Raw genomic sequence first — 18809 nt, forward strand, 5'->3', positions numbered from 1 at the left:
AAATAACTAAAAAACCTTTAAATTCAGCGTAAGATTTTAGTTTTTCAGACTATTCCTTAACTGCCGAATTTAGGATAAAAATGGCTAATAAAAAAATAATACAAGCCTTATTTGAAGAGCATGCGCACCACTTCCCTAATTATGTCGCTGCTCTAAAAGGGAATGAAAAACTGACTTATGGCGAGCTTAATCAAAGGGCGAATCAACTCGCTCATTACCTACAGAGCTCAGGCTTAAAGCCAGATATCCCTGTGGCGCTCTGCGTGGAACGCTCATTTGATTTTCTCATTACACTTATTGCCATTTTAAAAGCAGGCGGGGCTTATCTGCCTTTGGATGCATCTCAACCGAAAGAACGCTTATTATTCTTACTTCAAGACAGTCAAGCACCAATTTTAATCACGAAATCTACCTTTAGAAATCAATTTACATCCTACCAAGGAACTGTAATTCTCTTGGACCAAGATGATAGTAACATCAATAAACAGCCAACAGAGAATCTACCATCAGCCAATACCTCAGAGCATTTAGCCTATATTATTTATACATCTGGCTCCACCGGAACCCCAAAAGGCGTGCTTATTGAGCATCGTTCTGTAATTAATTATTGCAAATGGTTTTCAGACTATACAGGCTGCAAGCCTCAGCAGCGAATTGATTTTTCCGCAAATCCTATTTTTGATATGTCAGTAACTTCAACTATTGTCCCTCTAATGCTTGGGTTAACTGTAGTTCTTTGCGAGGATCTTATTAAGAAAGAGGTACACTCTTATCTACATTATCTAATGAAATCACGCATTAATATCATCAAGTTGACACCAAGTTATTTTAAGATACTTCTAAATGAAGCAAAAAATAACTTCGTTGCCTTACCACAATTACGCTCTATTATCCTTGGTGGAGAAAATTTGTCTTCTGCTGAATGTCAATCTTGGCTTAAGCTTTACCCCAAACATTTTTTATATAATGAATACGGACCAACTGAAGCAACTGTAGCAGTTTCAACTTATAAACTAGGTATCTTAAATTGTACTGAGTTAGATACCAACGTACCTATTGGAACAATGGGTTGCAACATGAATTGCATTATTCTCGATACCCACGGTAAGCCTGTTCCGGATGGGGAACCAGGTGAATTATATATTGGTGGAGAATGTCTCGCTCGTGGCTACCTGAATCAGCCCCAATTAACACAACAGCAATTTATTACACGTAATAAAACTCGTTTATATAAAACAGGGGACTTATGCAAAAAACGCCCCGATGAAGTAATTGATTACCTAGGAAGAATTGATGAGCAGGTCAAGATCCGCGGATATCGCGTCGAACCTGGTGAAATAGAAAAATACTTGATGCTTCATCCTGGTATTAGAGAAGTTACTCTGCTGACGCAAAAAGATTCTTTTGGTGAACAACGATTAGTGGCCTATTACATACTAAAAGACAATAATAATAAATTAAATACAAATCAAATACGCCAATTTTTACAAAAACAGCTACCTGAATACATGCTCCCTTCAGTTTTTGTAAGAGTTGATTCATTCCCTTTGACCGCCAATGGTAAATTAGACAAGGCAGCCTTACCTTTACCTTCATTAATTGCTTGTCATAACTATGTTGAACCGATTACTGCTTTGGAGAAAAAACTTGCCCAAATTTGGTCAGATGAATTAGGAGTGCCGCTCATCGGTGTTCATGATGATTTCTTTGATTTAGGCGGACATTCTTTATCTGCAGCACGCATCATTTCGAAAATAAATGGGGATTTAAATAGAAACGTTAGCATACATGACTTTTATAAAGCCACTAATATTGCCAAACTCGCCCCAATTATCAAAAAAACCAAAAAGAATAAGAAAAAACGTTCAGGTAAACTCCCTAACTACCATAAAATAATCAACATCCCTCTTAGTGATTTTCAATTTTTACTCTGGATGTCAAACACGTTTGAACCTAGAGCACAAAAACTAAATATTGTTGCGAGAAAGAGGCTGAACGGTCATTTAGATGCAACCGCTTTAGAGTTTGCTTTTCAAGCGCTTTTAAAAAAACATGAAACATTAAATTATCAGATATTAAAATTAAAACCGGCACAAAAAATACAAAAAAATTGTTCATTTAAATTGATTATTAGCGATCTCACCCCACTTTCTATACAAGAAAGTGAACATGAATTGCAAAGCTCAATAACTCAGCTTATTAATTTTTATCCATGGCCTAAAAAAAACCATTTAATTATTGGCAAATTATTTTACTTAAATGAACATGAATCAGAACTGCAAATTTGCATACCGCACTTAATTTCTGATGACCATTGCATTGATATTTTATTCGCTGAATTATCTCAATTTTATCAACATTATAATCAAATAACGCTTGAACAAATTGAAATAGATACGCGTTATAAAGAGCATATTTTTAGTGAACGAACTGCAATGAAAATGCATTTGGAAGAAGATATTCTATTTTGGGAAGAGTATTTGAAAGATGCCAGCTTATTTACTTTCCCTGAAGAGTATGTAATTCCTGACATGCAAATTGCAAATATTCCTTATTCTACCTATTCAGAAATACCCAGGGACTTATTAACTCATCTCAAACATTTTTGCGAAAAAAACCACATCAGTATTAATAACGCATTATGTGGAATGATTGCATTGGTTTTACGAAATTGTTGCGGCAACCAGCAAAGCGAAACTCCGTACACTTATATAAATATCATTCAATCCACACGTGATAATTGCATTTATGATAATACGATTGGTTGTTTTCTTAGGGTAGAACCCACAAAAATTAGTCTTGACGATAAAGCAACATTAACTAGTTTATCTCAACAAATACGTAATGCGATTATTGATACCAGTAATTATCAGCATTGCTCAAACCTAGTAAAGCTTTGCTCCATTAACTCGCTTAAGCCTAATACGATCGAAAATTTCTTTACTAATTTAGTTACCCCACTCTATACAAAACTACTTAAAATACCATCCTTTTATCGGAAAATTTTACAACGATGTGGTAGTCGCATGATTTCATTTAAACGAAATACCAAGTTTCTTATTAATCTTAATATCAGAGATAATTTCGTTGAACATCCTAATAGAAATATGGCGATATTTGGTTTTGATACAAAACAGATTAAAAACAATAATAATGATTTACTGGCAATAAATTATATTTTTGAAGCCAGTTTCATACGCGATGACAATCAAAATGCTCATTATTTGGTTATTTCAGCAAATTTACAACCTGCTTTTCGTGAAAAAATTTCACGAGAGGTCATTCAGATCATGGAATCAATCGCATTTGAAAATAACTCACGTGAGCTTATTTTAAAACATGAACATGCGGAGCACTTTTTTTAAATAAATCTTGGGATTAGGATTCATTTCAGCGTTTTTTCACAACACGAATCAGAAAGTCAATTTAGTGTTCAACTCAACTCACATATTAATACCTATCTTTTGCAGCCAGATTAATTTTCTGATAGAGTAATTCAAATAAAATTTCGGCCTTATAGAGGATGTTAAAAATGATTCGAGGATTTTCTGCTGCTTTAATGTTTTTACTTAGTTTCTCAGTTTTTTCAAATGTAAATGTTACTGCTTGTGGTATTGCTAAGCCTACTGATGATGTCAGTTTTTGTTCTTCATTTAAAACAGTTGCAACCTGTTACTGTACTAGTTCTGGTTTGCCTGCTGGCATGTGCCAAGATATGAATATGCTTTATGCCCGTATGGTCAGTGTATATGGTTCATTGGATAAAGCATGTGCTGCCCAACCCTACACTACAAAGCAAGATTGTCTTGATAATTGGAATTGTTATCGTCTCGGCGGTGTAGATTCTCGCGGAAGGATTTGCAGTTCCAACAAGCAACCCTGTCCTGCCCAGTAACTTATATTAGATAATACAGTCAACAAAAAAATGATGCAGGTTGGGTCGAAGACCCAACCAGAAATTTTAATGATTAAAACAATCTTGGTAGAGTACTTATTGTGCATAATAATAAAAATTCAAAATCATTTTTATTCTCATTCTTATTTCTTTCAACATCTTTTTGTTTTGCAGAAGCCAATATGCCCCACCACCCTTTTTATGTTGGTGCGATTGCGGGTTTTGGTTCAACTACCTGGCAAGGCTTGGTTCCTAGTGAAGAAAATCAAAATATTGCTTTAATGTTATCTACACCAATCAATGTAGACGAAGGTGGGAGTGCCTGGGGAGTTTTAGCTGGTTATGAATTTACCCGCTTCTTTGCCATCGAAGCCAATTATATGCACTTCTCTGAAGCGAATGTTCATTTCGACCCTATAAGTTTATTCAGTTTCGATCACGATGGCTTAGAAATCTTAACAACTCAAACTGAAGTTGTCACTTTGATGGGGAAACTCATGGTCCCTATTCCTCACTCTCAAATGAAAATCTTTTCCGGAGCAGGGGTTGCTGGCGTGCATCGTAAAGATATTGTTGTCGATGATTGGCGTCCAGGGCCTACTTTTAGTGTAGGTGTGAATTACAATTTTGCTGAGCACATAAGCGGTGAGGTTGCTGGGAATTTTACTGCGGGTTATGGAGAATCACAGCTTAATCCAGCGGATTCATATTATCCTTTTCTTTACTCAGTCGCAGCTCATCTAATTTTTCGCTTTTAAAATGATTTTTTAAAATCAAAAAAACTCACACAACGTGCTCGGACTAGCATGATTTGATCCGGATCCCTATTATCGCTTTTCCAGTTGTCGTTGCATGATGGAGCATATAGATGCAACCCATAACACCATGATATAAATTATATATGCTTACCGATTCGATACTCAGTGTAACATTTTTCTAAATTAGTCTTCAGGGCTTCATTCTCAATTCCTAATTTTTGCACCCAATTTAAAGTATGCCGTATATGAGCTGCCTTTGCACGGGTAACTGTAAAAGGTACCGCTAAAGCAGCCTTTTGGGAATCCAAGCTTTCTTCGAGCAATGCTTTCTTGCTCACTCCTACTACGTGTTTGCTTTTCTTTTCATCATCAGGCAAAAAATCTTTTTCTTTTACGAGGCGACGCATCACGTCATAATAGGTATGTATTTGCTGATAAGTCAGTTCTATCTCTACTGTATTGTCCTTATTGTAACTATCCATAGTTGGATTGCGAGGTAAAGATGGATCATGCATTTCTGCAAGCCCTTCCTGTTCTACAAGCAATCGAATAGAAGAAGCTTCAGGATTTTTCTTAGCAAGGTACTCTGAATATACAAAAACAGTAGCTAATAAGCTTCCAGCGATGATCAAAAAAGCTGCTACGGGCAAAATCCCAGCCAAGGAAAGACCAGCCCCTACTAATATTCCTAATGCGGATACTGAAATCATCCAGTTTTGTATAAAAAAATAAGCAAGTGGACGCGCTGCATAGGTAAATGGCAGAAAGAAAAAGCCATAAATCAAACTCCTACCAAGCAGGTAAAGCCAAAAATTACGTGCAATTCGTTTTTCATTATCCTGTTTCGCTTCAATGTAGGTAAATGTTGTATCAGCAAAACCGGCATAATTTAAAAAATGATCACAAAAACAATTAGGTCCTTGTTTATCGGGAGGAGGAGTTACTTGAATAATGTACCAATCATTCTTCCAGATCCCAAAAGCTGAAACAGGATCATTTCCTTGCTTTTGCACAACCACTAATGGTTTATCAGTTAACTCATCCCAATGATCATATCTATTTTTAGGCCAGGCATTAAGCCCTGCAGGGTTTAGTGCGTCAACACGTGACACGATATAATTTCCTTTATCAATCGCAAGCAATAAACTTAAAGACCCACCCAAACTTACCCCACATACATGTATTTTATTTTTTTGTGCGCTTAACCATTCATGGATTCGATTTCTTCCCTTTCGATAAAGTGACTCTCCAACCGTTTCAAAGCCTTTAGAGTCAGTATTCACCTGCGGCAAGAAGCCTTGTCCGGCAGGATAAGTAGTACCCATAAAAATTAAGTGAGATTCTGCCTTTTCTTGCAAAATTGGTTCAAGCCCATAAGCAAAAACACGATCTTTGTCACGAATAAAAAAACGTCTCCATCCAGACCTTTCTGTTAATTCAATTGGTTTAATTTGATATTCAACCAATTCCAAATGGCCATCAATATATTGAGGGATTTTAATGAATTCATAGGGTGTTAAATCGCCATAAGGAAGCAAAGTTAAACAATTACTCAGATAAAGCTGAACTTGTTCTTTTTGCTCTGGTGTTAATTCTTTATCTTTTAATTGCTCGAAAAGGTCTAAAAAACCTTGTTGAAAAGCAAAACGTAATTCACGTACCAAGTCATGATCACGTTTTACAAAAACAGCATAAGCGACGGCTGGGGTTAAAAACTCAGTCCACTGTTCCGTCCATCCCATCATTAAAAAACGCACTGCATTACGTGCAATAATCGGTGCTTGCTTCTCTTGCTTTACCCCGGCAATGGATTCAAATTTGCGTTGTGAGGAAAAATTAAGTTCTATTCCACCTTGAAAAGTAGATTTTACAGTCATACTTCCCCCAAAAAAAGAATTACAGCGGTAATTATCTTATCCCAAAGCAAAAAAAATTGGAGAACGTTTGGACTTAAATGCGATAGGCGAAAAGAGACACCAAATACAAACGTTCTTAATCAGGAACAAGCACTTATTATAGTTTTTCTTGTTGCAGCGAAGTCACAACAGCAGGACGTTCTGCAACAACTTTCATGAAGTGTTCTAAATGTTTATAAGCTGAAAGATCCATTTTAAAGTAATAAGCCCATCTAAGTATGACAAATAAATAGGCATCCGCTAAAGTAAAGTCCTTACCCATTACGTAAGGTCCCTTCGCGAGATGCTCGTTAACATACTTCAATCGGGTGGTAATTACGGACATAAAAATGTTTTTTGTTTCTTCATTGAGATTAGGATAAAAAAACATACCTACTGTTTTATGTAATTCCGTAGCAACATAATTAAGCCACTCTAGAGTATGATATCTTTTTAAATCACCTACCGGAGCCAAAAGCTTTTGACCTGGCGTTTTGTCCGCTAAATATTGCAAAATAACCTGATTTTCAGTCAACACATCCCCATTATCTAGGTGAAGTGCTGGTACTGCCCCTTTGGGATTAATTGATAAATAATTCGCATCTGTTTTTGTTTTTTTTGCCTTTAAATCCACTTCCTCATCTTGAAAATCAAGACCTAACTCGTTAAGAACAATACGTACTGCTAAGGAACACGCTGACTTGGTATAATAAAGTTTCATATCAACTCCTTTGATTCATAGTCAATTACTAGGGTTTAGACAGAAGAAACCTTAGAATTTTTTATAATAGGCTTTACCAGTTGAGCATACTAGAAATTGGCTGTTCTAGCCATGATGCAACTGGCGTGTTTTTTCAAGATCATCTTCTATTTCATCAATTAGCTTCATAGTAGACGATGTTCTTTTGACGAAAGAGTCCCAAAAGTATGTTTTTCTTAAAACTTCCAATGTGGCTTGATTATCACTTTTCCAAGTCTCAATATGTTGTAGTAATGAATCAAGAGATAATTTTTTCTTTGGCCCAACTAAGTCTAAATACAATTCCTTCAATTTTAAAAACTTTGCTTGAGTATCCTCAGAATCAGGCTCAAGACACAGCATATTTTCCATTCGAATGTATAACTTATTGACTATCTTTTGCTGTGCATCAGCGATTTGAGCAAAAGCTGTTGGAGGCGCTGGAAGTACATAAAATGGGATATCCTCGCTAGGTTTACCGTGTACCAAAAGCGTTCGATAGGGTAACTCCATAAAAAAACTGGAAGAAACCAAGGAGCCAACTGGTGCATGCTGAACTTCTTCAACTAACGCTATTGCTGAATGTCTGCATGTGTTTCTTACGCTCAGCTCACTAACACTCTTTTTTATTTTACTTACATCGCTAGGCAGTAAGACATTGTCTTCGCTATAGGTTAATGTAGCTTGATCAGGATCTAGTACAGCCGGTTCAGGACTGTCACCGAGTTGTTCCTCTTCTTCAGGTTCTTTTAGAATAACTGGTTTATAGCATCCAAACTTATTGTCAGGCGTTTGCAATGACTCCAATTTTTGCACAAAATCCAAATATTGATCATAAGTAATATCATAAGCTTGATAACTAATTGGATTTGCACCTAGTTTTTCCCTCCAGACCCCTTCATCGCCTAATCTCGATTTATTACTAAAAAAAAGTGCGTTACAGATGGACTGTATGTTGGTCACATAGTTAGGATTTGTATTGTTACCCATCTTTCCTACACGACAAAGCAAGTTTTGTATTTTATTTTTCGCGGGGTCATACATCCCCAGCATAATAAAAGAATGTACGCCCTTCTTATTAATGGAAATAAAAAAATGGTCGGTTTTTTTATTAATTTTAAGCGACCTAGGTGGGGGTAGTAATGGAGGATTCTCATCATCATTTGGTAATGAAGTTTCTACAGTATTACTAGGCATACATGCTCACTTTTGAATCGAAAAGATCAAATTGTATCATATGCTTTGTATTGTTACTACACTGACACGCTACAACAATTTATTACTATTTAATCTATTTGTAGCCTGCGTTACACCCAGGCTACGTATATGGACTCATCCGTTTTTGCAAGTAATTAGCTAGTGAAAAGTTTAGTATTTGCATACGTATATCCGGCCATTCAATGAGGAACTTATTTATTCACTCGGGCCCTGATGATATTCGCACTCTATCTCCTTTATCGCTTGCACGGGCAATTATGCCCACCGTAGCCTACAGGTATTTACAGAGTTGATTTTACCATTTTCACATCAGCTGTTATTTGCAAAACTCAGGCTAGTCTTTCATCTCCACATTTGTTCTCCAGGTATATGATCCTAGCTTTTTGTAATTAGTGCTTTTGCTAATTACAAAAAAGGTAGGCGCAGCGCGAAGCGGTGCTGATATATCATCTAATAAGCTCCTGTTTAAGCGCAAAGCTTCATATGATCAACATACTTATCATCGTAGGCCATAATTGCCCACATATGCCGTGCATTTTTATTAGCTACTGCAACAGCTGCTTTGTTGTAACCTCGCTCTTTGTGAAGACGCTGTATCCAACAATTTAAATAATCAGTTTTTTTTCCTGAGTTTTTTACAACCGCCCGGCCACCATGTATTAGTAAACTGCGTATGTAGCGATCTCCACGCTTACTGATAGACATTAAACACTGTTTTCCCCCACTGGAATGCTCTTTAGGAACTAATCCCAAGAAGGCAGCAAAGTGACGCCCGTTTTTAAAATTAGTTGGGCTACCCATCGTTGCATACACAATACTTGCTATTATCGGACCAACTCCTGACAGCTTCATTAAGCGCTCACACACAGAGCTTTGCTTACAGAAATGTTCTATCTTTTGTGTGTATTTTTCTATCTCTTTATCTAAATCGAGTAACTTCTTATGACAACTAAATATTATTTCTCGCATGCCACTCGTCAATTCATTTTCAGCATCCTCTAATATCAGAGGAATTTGTTTTCTAACTTGTGATAATCCTTGCACTAAAAATAAGCCTGCCTCTCTCAAATATCCTCGTATACGATTTCCTAATGCCGTTCTTTCATGTATTAAGCTCTCTCGATAACGATGTAGCATCTGCACTTCTTGTTGCTCTATCGTTTTAATTGGAACTGTAGGCATATTATCTTGTTGTGCTGCTATGACGATTGCTCGTGCATCATTCTTATCATTTTTATTACCCTGGACAAATGGCTTCACATGCTGGGGACTAATCTGGAATACCTCATGACCATAGGACATGAATTTTCGAGACCAGTAATTTGAACTACCACAAGCTTCCATTACTATTTTGCAAGAGGCTAAATTTGCAATTAGCGTAGGCAATTCTGAGCGCTTTACTTTTTTTCCAAGGATCTTTTTTCCATGTTCATTTACTCCATGCAATTGAAATACATCTTTTGCCAAATCTATACCTAATAACGTAATATTCTTCATTGGACTCTCCTTCCGATAAGGTTTGGTAGACCTTAACAGTGTGGCTCATCTAGGTGCCGGGTAAAAGGGAGGATGAGTCCATATCATTGCTAAGTCGTGTCTTAAAAAATACTTTCACCTATAAATAGGAAAAGGCCATAAAAGAAAGGCTTAAGATACACACTGTAATTCGGGATAATTTTTTAAAATGACTTTATATAAATTTTGGTTGGCCTTCATGATCTCATCACCTAGTTTAGAATTTGGATCACCTTCACCACCTTTGCCATTTAAGGCAACTACCGTAGTCACATTATTACAAGGTTGCCAAAAATACATCACTCGAAATCCTAAAGTGCTTCCCTTATAAACCCAAAACCGCTGTTTGAGTACTTCATCGTAAAGATACCCTACTCCTAATCCAAATCCATGAGGATCTTCCGCAGTTACGTTAGGAATAGGTTGTCCTGTTTTCATAGAGACAACAGATTCTAATTCAGCTAGAATTCGCTCTCTATAAATCGGTTTCACTAGTGTGCCATGATAAAGCAGTTGCACCCAACGTACTACATCCTCAGTATTCGCAACGATTGCTCCGGCAGCAGCAGCCCAAGATAAGTCATTAGTAAGTGTATCAATTAATTTATTCCTTTTTTCATCATAAAAATACCCATGTACTCGGCGTTCCTCAATTGATTTTCCTACCGCTTGACCATCAGGTCCTGCAAGGTAAAACGAATCCTTTAGACCATTTTGTGAGTTTATAATGCGTAATTTTAATTGGTTAGCAAAGGTATCATTGGTCACTTTTTCTATCACTAAAGCAGCCAGGATATAATTAGAATTCGAGTATTCAAAGAGATTCCCTTTTCTCTTCGTGAGTGGTTTTTCAGGGTGTGCAAACTTTAGCAGTTCTTCATCCGTCCACACCCTATCTAAATGAGCCTCCATTTTCTTGGAAAATTCCTCATCTTCAGAATAGTTAGGAATACTGCTGGTCATATTTAATAATTGCCTTAAAGTAACATTTTTCCAATTAGGATATTGGGGTAACCATTTCCCTAAATGATCATCTAGAGACAGTTTATCTTCTGTCTGCAATTGCAACAGAATAAGTGCAGTAAATGATTTGGTAATACTGCCAATATCAAATAAATTGCTTGGTGTAATAGGCTGGGATAAAGGAGGAAACCCCATGGTGCCGTGCTCTACAGTGTGGGTTTCTTTTTTAGAACTCATTTGATTCTGGGGAATCAAAACTGATGCAGCAATCGCCGTAAATTTTTCTTTTTCGCTGTATTTCTTATAATAATCATCAATTTCTTTCTGCAATTGGTTTGTGAGGTTGGAAGTATCAGAATTACCCGCGTAAAGCATTGGTGACGTTAAAAAAGCCATAAAGGCCAATCCTAAAAACTGTGATTTTAATTTCATAGCCATCATCCTTGTTTCATTAAAACTATCACTCATGGTAATCAATACATGATATTCACGAGTCTAAGAATTTAGAATCTGCAAGTCATCAGTTTGCATTAACTTGCAGATAATGAAGTACAACCACTATGGAAATTAACTATTGGCTTGAGCCCTAGTGTTTAATTGTTCCAAAGCGTTTTTAAGCCGCGTTAACACCCTTTCTCTACCTAACAGAGTCAAGGTCATGTCAATAGATGGTGACATGCTTGAACCCGTTACAGCGACTCGTAATGGTTGTGCTATTTTTCCCATATTGATATCAAATTGGGCGCTGATGTCATTAATGCATTCTTGCAAATGGTCTTTGTCCCAAGACTCCACTGTTTGCAACCGTTCATAAAGCGCAGTCAACGGCTCCAAAATAACCGGGCGCAAATGTTTTTTCACTGCTCCTTCATCATATTCAATCGAATCAGTGAAAAAATATAAACTCATTTGGTACATTTCAAATAAGGTCTTACATCGTTCAGCCTGAATTGCAACTAAATCTGTTAATTTTGGCCCTTTAGTCAGATCAATGCCTGCGTGTTCAAAGTGCCAACGCAATGATTCGGCCACTTCTTCTACAGGATCATTCTTTTGATAATGTTGATTTAACCAATACAACTTTTCATAATTAAAACTTGAAACGCCCCGGCTCACATTGTTTAAATCAAAACATTCGATCATTTCATTGACGCTAAAGATTTCTTGATCACCATGAGACCAGCCCAAACGCACTAAATAATTGAGTAATGCGTGAGGTAAAACACCTAGCTCTTTAAATTGCAACACGCCTACAGCACCATGTCTTTTAGATAAACGTTTACCGTCTTCACCTAAGATCATGGGTAAATGAGCAAATACTGGAATTGGAGCATTCAGTGCTTGAAAGAGGTTAATTTGTCTTGGTGTGTTATTAATATGATCATCACCACGAATTACATGGGTTATTTTCATATCTATATCATCGATAACCACAGCAAAATTATACGTTGGATGACCATCAGAGCGTACAAGAATCAAATCATCTAACTCACTATTTGCCACATGGATTTCTCCATATACTTCATCATGAAATGAGACAGTTCCTTGTTCAGGGTTTTTGAAACGGATCACATAAGGCTTATCGGATAAAGGTAAGTTTTTATCTCTGCAGTGTCCATCATAACGAGGTTTTTCTTTCGCATCTAATTGTGCAGTGCGTAAGGCTTCCAGACGTTCTTTACTGCACTCACAACGATACGCTTTACCCTCATTCAAAAATTGTTGTGCTACTTGTTTGTAGCGCTCATAACGTTCCGTTTGATAAAAGGGACCTTCGTCATAATCCATACCCAACCAAGACATACCATCGAGAATAGCTTGTACCGATTCCTTTGTAGAACGTTCTTGATCAGTATCTTCTATGCGCAAAATAAACTTGCCTTGATGGCGCTTTGCATAAAGCCATGAAAATAAAGCAGTTCTTACTCCACCCACATGTAAAAAACCAGTTGGGCTTGGTGCAAATCGGGTTCTAACTGTCATAATCTCTTCCACATTGTAAGGAATAAAATAATCGGGCTATAATAACTGACTTTAAAGCCTTGGTGAAGGATATTATGAGCAGATTTTAGTCTGCCTATTATCATTCATATTACAGTATGCTCTATGCAGGCTAAAATTAAAGTATTATCCGAACTATTTGGTGAGTCATTTTGAAAAGCATTGGTATTAAGTATCAACTGAGAATTACCACCCTAATTCCAGCCTTTTTAGTCGCCCTGCTTCTCGCTATTTTTTATAATGGACTGTTTGGTAATGACTTAAAACAGCACATGTCGCGTCTAGGTGAAGCCTACATTCGTCAACTGCTTCCCGCAGCGCAATATGCCATGCTGCGGCGTGATGATCGCACCTTGCAAGGTTTAATTAATGCATCCACAATCAATCCAGAAGTAAAGGCCCTCGCCTTTTACAGTAGCGATGGACAACTTCTTGCGTATCGCGGTGGCAAACACTCCCTGAATAAACCCTTTAATCCGCCTAAATTTACAGGGGATTATATCGAAAGTAAGCAAATTAATCCGTTTACAATTAATTTCATCGCACCAGTTACTATTCCTAAATTCAATCTTTATTCCAATTCATCATTTAAGAATATCCTCAGCCCAATGGCCACTCAAGCTGATGATATTTTAGGTTGGTTATCCATTGATATTGATACCCGTTCGATGATAATAAAACGTTACCAAATGCTCATTGTCACCATCTTTATTACTCTATTTGGTTTGCTTATGGGATTAACCATCCACTACTTTCTTTCCAAGCGTATTTATTTACCAATTTCTCGTTTACGTAGGAGTATGAAACAAATTTTACGAAATGAATTCGAAACAGAAATAAAAACAACGAGCGCAGGTGAGTTAGGCATCATTGAGCAAGGTTGTAGCCATTTGCAAAAAAAATACCTCGAAACAATTCGTGATTTAAATCAACATATCGAAGTAGCTACTGAAGATTTGCAACAAAGTCTTGAGTTGTTGGAAGAAAAAAATATTGAACTCTCGCTTGAGAAGAAAAAAATAGAAGAGAAAAGTCGGCAAAAATCAGAATTTATTGCCAATATGAGCCACGAAATCCGCACGCCCATGAATGGAGTTATTGGCTTTACTAACGTTTTATTGGAAAGCAAACTTGATCCCTTGCAATTGGATTATGTAAAAACGATTAAAGCCTCTGCACAAGACTTGCTAGGAATTATAAATGACATCCTTGATTTTTCTAAAATTGATGCCGGAAAACTTCACCTTGATTGCATCCCATTAAATATCCGTCATTGTATTGATGAAGTTCTTACACTTGCCGCCCCAAATGCGCATAAAAAAGGAATTGATTTAATCCCCATAACCGATGTCAGTGTACCCAAAATTGTTTTGGGTGATCCCTTTAGAATCAAACAATTTATCACCAATCTGGTAACTAATGCAGTTAAATTTACAGATCATGGTTATGTATTGATTCGTACCAGAGTAGAACAGGAAACCGATAAAGATTACACTTTATGCATCACAATCACTGATACTGGTTTAGGTATTTCTCCAGAAGATCAAAGTAAATTATTTACCGCATTTAACCAGGCAGATACAAGCATTACTCGTCGTTATGGCGGTTCAGGTCTGGGATTGGTCATTTGTAAAAAACTCTGTGAAGAAATGCATGGCCGTATTACTTTTACCAGTGAGCTCAATAAGGGCTCCAGCTTTACCGCTCACGTTAAAGTTGAAAAGTTAGTTGCCTATGAAATAGAAAAAAATCAAATCCACCCTTTCGCTCATTTTAAAATGTTATGCTTTGATGATAATTCATTACATTTAGAAGCACTTTGTAATGGCTTAGGTTATTGGGGAGTTCAATGCATTCCTGTAAATTCATTTAACCATCTTGAGGATGCTCTTAAGAATCATCAAGACTGCAATATTGCTTTTCTCAATATAAATAAAGGTTATGAACAAAAGATCGCTAAAATTATTTCAGAACATAGTTATTTCCCTTATGTACTGATTTCCAAATGGCTCATTAATGACTACACGGCGCTCGGCGCTCAGGGATTTTTATATAAACCAATCAGCATTCAAAAACTTCAAGATGTTATTGAATCCCTAACCAGCCAAGAGAATATCGAAAAACCAGTCAATCATGAATTGGAAGGATTAAGAGAGCAATTACGTTTTATGCACCCCGATTTGCTCATTGCCGAAGACAATCCAGTGAACAAAATGCTCCTGGAATCATTGTTAGGCACTCATGCAAATATGACTTCAGTTGATGATGGTGAAATGGCCGTATCGGCTTGTAATGACAAAAAATTCGATTTAATTTTACTCGATTTGCAGATGCCTAAAATAAACGGATTAGAAGCAGCCCGACTCATTCGACAAAAATCACAACTTAACCGCCATACCCCAATAGTTTTAATTAGCGCGAATGGGAGTGATGTGAATAGCATTGATCTAAAAAAATCAGGTGTGGATTATTGCTTGCAAAAACCTATAGATGAAAAACAACTACTAACTCAAATCCTTCGTATCGCAGATAAGTCAAAACATGCTGCGATTGATTGGCAGTTATGCGTGCAAAAAGTATCAGGAAATCAAGCGCTTGCAGAAGAGTTTCTTGCACGGTTTGTCGAGGAATTACATAAAAATCGCGAAGAATTTATCCAATTAATGCATGATAAAAATATAAAGAAAATAGGAGAAGCGGCACATAAACTTCATGGAGCATGTTGTTTTTCTGGTGTGCCTACTTTACAGAAAAAGGTGGTTCACGTAGAAAAACTGGCTGCACATGCCTCAATTGAAGAGCTCGCTACTCCTTTTGCGGAATTAATTCAAAGTATTGATGCAGTAATTAGTGAATATGAAAATCAAAAAATAAGACTTTAAGTGGTTTACCTATCTCCTTTTCTTACTCTTCTTCAAGAAGTAATGGAGACAAGTAATAACCTTTAACTAGGAGAAAGAATGACTATAAAAAATGCGATATATGCTCAATCAGGTGGTGTAACTGCTGTAATTAACGCTTCAGCGTGTGCTGTAATTCAGACTGCAAGGCAATATCCAGAACATATTGGTAAAGTATATGCGGCCAAAAATGGGATTATTGGTGCCTTAAATGAAGAACTCATTGATACATCCCTAGAAAGCGATGCAGATATCGCCAAATTATTGCAAACTCCTTCAGGCGCATTTGGTTCTTGCCGCTATAAACTAAAAGACGATGGAGATGAATATGAGCGTTTAATTGAAGTTTTTAAAGCGCATAATATAGGATATTTTTTCTATAACGGTGGTGGCGATTCACAGGATACAGCACATAAAATATCTCAATTAGGTTCTAACATGGGCTATCCAATTACCTGTATCGGTATACCAAAAACAGTAGACAATGATCTTCCTTATACTGATACCTGCCCTGGATTTGGTTCTGTAGCCAAATATGTAGCTATTTCCACCCGAGAAGCAGGTTTTGATGTCGCCTCAATGGCTGCGTCGTCAACAAAAGTCTTTATTCTTGAAGTAATGGGACGCCATGCCGGATGGATCGCCGCTGCGAGTGGTTTGGCAAGCCAAAGCCCTGATGAGCCACCCCACATTATTTTATTGCCTGAGGTTCCTTTTCAACAAGGCAAATTCCTGCATAAAGTTAATGAATGCGTTAAAAACTATGGTTATTGCGTTGTAGTCGTTTCAGAAGGAATTCGTAATACAGAGGGTAAATTCTTAAGTGATGCAGGAATTCGTGATGCATTTGGTCATGCTCAATTAGGTGGTGTTGCACCAGTCATTGCTCAGTACATCAAATCGGAACTGAATTACAAATACCACTGGGCGGTTGCAGATTATTTACAACGTGCTGCTCGCCACATCGCTTCAAAAGTGGATCTGGATCAGGCTTATGCTCTTGGTAAGGCCGCGGTAGAATATGCCATAAAGGGACATAATGCCATCATGCCGATTATCGTTCGTGAACATGATGAACCCTATCAGTGGTCTATTGGCCATGTTCAATTAGCCAATGTTGCCAATCAAGAAAAAGAAATGCCCAGAACATATATTACTGAAGATGGAATGGGTATCACAGCCGAATGTAAACGGTACTTGTCACCTCTGATTCAAGGCGAAGCTTATCCAGACTACATTAACGGACTGCCTGATTATGTTCGTTTGAAGAATCAATTAGTACCCAAAGTACTTCTTAGCCGATAATAATTACAGCCTGGGTGCGTCGCGCTCCTGCACCCAGGTTACAAAATTTTAAAATTTATTAAAAATTGTTCCATTTATAAATTAAGCAACCCTTCACTTCATCTGCTACAATAATAATTAGGAAAAGTAAGTAAAGAGGACTTCCTTTTCTTGCCATGGCAGGTTGTATCGTTGTTTTGGCCTATTTGTGTTGTAAGTTTATGATAAATGGCATTTTTTTTGCATGTTTATCGCTGTAGCAATCATTAGGGAGCAAATGATGAAACAAAAAGGCTTTACTTTAATTGAGTTGATGATAGTGGTGGCAATAGTAGGTATTCTTGCCGCAATTGCTATTCCAGCTTATCAGGATTACGTCGTTAGAGCTCGTGTAACAGAAGGATTAAGTCTTGCCTCTTCAGCACAGACTACAATTTCTGAAAATGCCACAACGGGTGCTAATGCTTTAGACTTGGGTTGGTCTCAACCCCCAGCAACAGCTAACGTACAAAGTGTTGTGGTTACTCCAGCTACTGGTGTAATTACTGTTACTTATACTGCTTTAGCTAACAATGTGGTCCTTACATTGACTCCATCATCTAATGGACAACCACTTGTTGCAGGTACTCCTCCTACAAATCCAATTACCTGGGTTTGTGCAGTACAAAATGCAGCTGATGATAGATATGTTCCTGCGAACTGCAGAATCTAATCTGTCTTTTTCAAAAGCCGCTTCACAGCGGCTTTTTATTTTAAATTGTTTCTATATGAGTTAAATATGTCACGTAAAAATCGTATTGAAGAATTGATCAGTCAAAAATTGGTTCCTGTTTATTTAAATGTTGAAGATGAATCGGCCAATCATCATGTTCCTAAAAACGCACAAACTCATTTCAAAGTCACTGTTGTTTCCTCACAATTTACCGATTTATCACGAATCGCACGGCATAGACTTTTAAATCAATTACTGAAAAAAGAATTTGAACTTGGATTACACGCTTTAAGCATGCATTTATTCACACCTGAAGAATGGGAAACTAGGGGCAAAAACGTTTTGAACTCTCCTGCGTGTAAAGGTGGCTTTAATAAAGAAAACAGGGGTACTTAACATTAATTTGTAGCCTGGGTGAAGCAAAGCGAAACCCGGGTTTTCTTAGCATGAACCAGCTTTTTAATCCCGGGTTTCGCTTTGCTTCACCCAGGCTACATTTAAATTCAAATCCAATGAACCGGCATGTTTTTTTGCTTTTTTCATGAAGTTATAAATTTAGAAAAGGATTTAAAATGAAGATAGAGACATATAAAGAAAAATTTGTTGAATTAACCGAGCAAGCAATGCAATTCAGTAGTCATTACAAATCAATAGCTGAGTTGCAAAAAGAAATAACCCTTCTCAGTAATGAGGCAGTAGTATTCTATAAAACAAACAGTGATCATAAAGAATCTGATTATCAATTGAGAATAGATATTTTTCTTGAATTCGATAACTTCTTGAAGTGCCTAAAAAAAGATTTTGAGCCCCAAAATCAGGCTAACAATAAAAGTTCATTCTTTAAAAAGCTCAAACAAGCAAAAAAAGCTAATACCTATGAAAGTATACCTAGTTTGGAAAGCTCAGTAACTTTATGACTTTATAAGATT

At 37.0% G+C, this 18809-nt stretch carries 14 protein-coding genes; 8 read left to right on the forward strand and 6 right to left on the reverse strand.

Annotation, left to right across the window (positions count from 1 at the left end; all coding sequences use genetic code 11):
• Positions 1-80 precede the first annotated feature (80 nt).
• The 3 genes from Lstg_RS09025 to Lstg_RS09035 all read left to right on the forward strand — a co-directional run bounded on the left by Lstg_RS09025 (position 81) and on the right by Lstg_RS09035 (position 4653).
• Positions 81-3365, forward strand: a complete 3285-nt coding sequence (locus Lstg_RS09025; RefSeq protein ID WP_058477336.1) for an amino acid adenylation domain-containing protein — start codon at positions 81-83, stop codon at positions 3363-3365.
• A 167-nt stretch (positions 3366-3532) separates the two neighbouring features.
• Positions 3533-3895 carry a hypothetical protein gene (locus Lstg_RS09030; protein WP_058477337.1) on the forward strand — a complete coding sequence of 121 codons (363 nt, stop codon included), beginning with the start codon at positions 3533-3535 and terminating at the stop codon, positions 3893-3895.
• A gap of 182 nt (positions 3896-4077) precedes the next feature.
• Positions 4078-4653, forward strand: a complete 576-nt coding sequence (locus tag Lstg_RS09035; RefSeq protein WP_238585403.1) for a hypothetical protein — start codon at positions 4078-4080, stop codon at positions 4651-4653.
• A 137-nt stretch (positions 4654-4790) separates the two neighbouring features.
• Here Lstg_RS09035 and Lstg_RS09040 read toward each other — a convergent pair whose 3' ends face one another.
• The 6 genes from Lstg_RS09040 to gltX form a co-directional block, all read right to left on the reverse strand.
• Positions 4791-6530: a hypothetical protein gene (locus tag Lstg_RS09040; RefSeq protein WP_058477339.1), complete on the reverse strand. Its 1740-nt coding sequence runs from the start codon at positions 6528-6530 to the stop codon at positions 4791-4793.
• A gap of 136 nt (positions 6531-6666) precedes the next feature.
• Positions 6667-7269, reverse strand: coding sequence for a glutathione transferase GstA (gstA, locus tag Lstg_RS09045; protein WP_058477340.1), 603 nt, complete (start codon positions 7267-7269; stop codon positions 6667-6669).
• Between the two features lie 105 nt (positions 7270-7374).
• On the reverse strand, positions 7375-8484 hold the full coding sequence (locus Lstg_RS09050) for a hypothetical protein (protein ID WP_238585404.1): 1110 nt from the start codon (positions 8482-8484) through the stop codon (positions 7375-7377).
• Positions 8485-8970: 486 nt separating this feature from the next.
• On the reverse strand, positions 8971-10002 hold the full coding sequence (locus Lstg_RS09055) for an IS110 family RNA-guided transposase (protein WP_058477341.1): 1032 nt from the start codon (positions 10000-10002) through the stop codon (positions 8971-8973).
• Between the two features lie 150 nt (positions 10003-10152).
• A complete protein-coding gene (locus tag Lstg_RS09060; RefSeq protein ID WP_415583203.1) occupies positions 10153-11358 on the reverse strand; it encodes a serine hydrolase domain-containing protein in 1206 nt (401 codons plus the stop codon).
• 192 nt (positions 11359-11550) lie between these two features.
• On the reverse strand, positions 11551-12966 hold the full coding sequence (gene gltX, locus Lstg_RS09065; protein ID WP_058477343.1) for a glutamate--tRNA ligase: 1416 nt from the start codon (positions 12964-12966) through the stop codon (positions 11551-11553).
• Positions 12967-13133: 167 nt separating this feature from the next.
• Between gltX and letS the strand changes: the two genes are divergently transcribed.
• From letS to Lstg_RS09090, 5 genes are all read left to right on the forward strand, one after another.
• Positions 13134-15866, forward strand: a complete 2733-nt coding sequence (gene letS / locus Lstg_RS09070; RefSeq protein WP_115324548.1) for a two-component system sensor histidine kinase LetS — start codon at positions 13134-13136, stop codon at positions 15864-15866.
• 78 nt (positions 15867-15944) lie between these two features.
• Positions 15945-17189, forward strand: a complete 1245-nt coding sequence (locus Lstg_RS09075) for a 6-phosphofructokinase (RefSeq protein ID WP_058477345.1) — start codon at positions 15945-15947, stop codon at positions 17187-17189.
• 259 nt (positions 17190-17448) lie between these two features.
• Positions 17449-17880, forward strand: a complete 432-nt coding sequence (locus tag Lstg_RS09080; protein ID WP_058477346.1) for a pilin — start codon at positions 17449-17451, stop codon at positions 17878-17880.
• 66 nt (positions 17881-17946) lie between these two features.
• Positions 17947-18276, forward strand: coding sequence for a BolA family protein (locus Lstg_RS09085; protein WP_058477347.1), 330 nt, complete (start codon positions 17947-17949; stop codon positions 18274-18276).
• 176 nt (positions 18277-18452) lie between these two features.
• The gene (locus Lstg_RS09090) at positions 18453-18797 is read left to right on the forward strand and encodes a hypothetical protein (RefSeq protein ID WP_058477348.1); all 345 of its coding nucleotides are present in this window, start codon (positions 18453-18455) and stop codon (positions 18795-18797) included.
• The last annotated feature ends 12 nt before the right edge of the window (positions 18798-18809 follow it).

Origin of the sequence: Legionella steigerwaltii, from assembly GCF_001468065.1 — a bacterium.
Classification (GTDB): Bacteria; Pseudomonadota; Gammaproteobacteria; order Legionellales; family Legionellaceae; genus Legionella; species Legionella steigerwaltii.

Coding starts and splice junctions, on each gene's coding strand:
- Lstg_RS09025 (WP_058477336.1), top strand. CDS start 81: ATGGCTAATAAAAAAATAATACAAGCCTTATTTGAAGAGCATGCGCAC.
- Lstg_RS09030 (WP_058477337.1), top strand. CDS start 3,533: ATGATTCGAGGATTTTCTGCTGCTTTAATGTTTTTACTTAGTTTCTCA.
- Lstg_RS09035 (WP_238585403.1), top strand. CDS start 4,078: ATGCCCCACCACCCTTTTTATGTTGGTGCGATTGCGGGTTTTGGTTCA.
- Lstg_RS09040 (WP_058477339.1), bottom strand. CDS start 6,530: ATGACTGTAAAATCTACTTTTCAAGGTGGAATAGAACTTAATTTTTCC.
- gstA (WP_058477340.1), bottom strand. CDS start 7,269: ATGAAACTTTATTATACCAAGTCAGCGTGTTCCTTAGCAGTACGTATT.
- Lstg_RS09050 (WP_238585404.1), bottom strand. CDS start 8,484: ATGCCTAGTAATACTGTAGAAACTTCATTACCAAATGATGATGAGAAT.
- Lstg_RS09055 (WP_058477341.1), bottom strand. CDS start 10,002: ATGAAGAATATTACGTTATTAGGTATAGATTTGGCAAAAGATGTATTT.
- Lstg_RS09060 (WP_415583203.1), bottom strand. CDS start 11,358: ATGCTTTACGCGGGTAATTCTGATACTTCCAACCTCACAAACCAATTG.
- gltX (WP_058477343.1), bottom strand. CDS start 12,966: ATGACAGTTAGAACCCGATTTGCACCAAGCCCAACTGGTTTTTTACAT.
- Lstg_RS09075 (WP_058477345.1), top strand. CDS start 15,945: ATGACTATAAAAAATGCGATATATGCTCAATCAGGTGGTGTAACTGCT.
- Lstg_RS09080 (WP_058477346.1), top strand. CDS start 17,449: ATGAAACAAAAAGGCTTTACTTTAATTGAGTTGATGATAGTGGTGGCA.
- Lstg_RS09085 (WP_058477347.1), top strand. CDS start 17,947: ATGTCACGTAAAAATCGTATTGAAGAATTGATCAGTCAAAAATTGGTT.
- Lstg_RS09090 (WP_058477348.1), top strand. CDS start 18,453: ATGAAGATAGAGACATATAAAGAAAAATTTGTTGAATTAACCGAGCAA.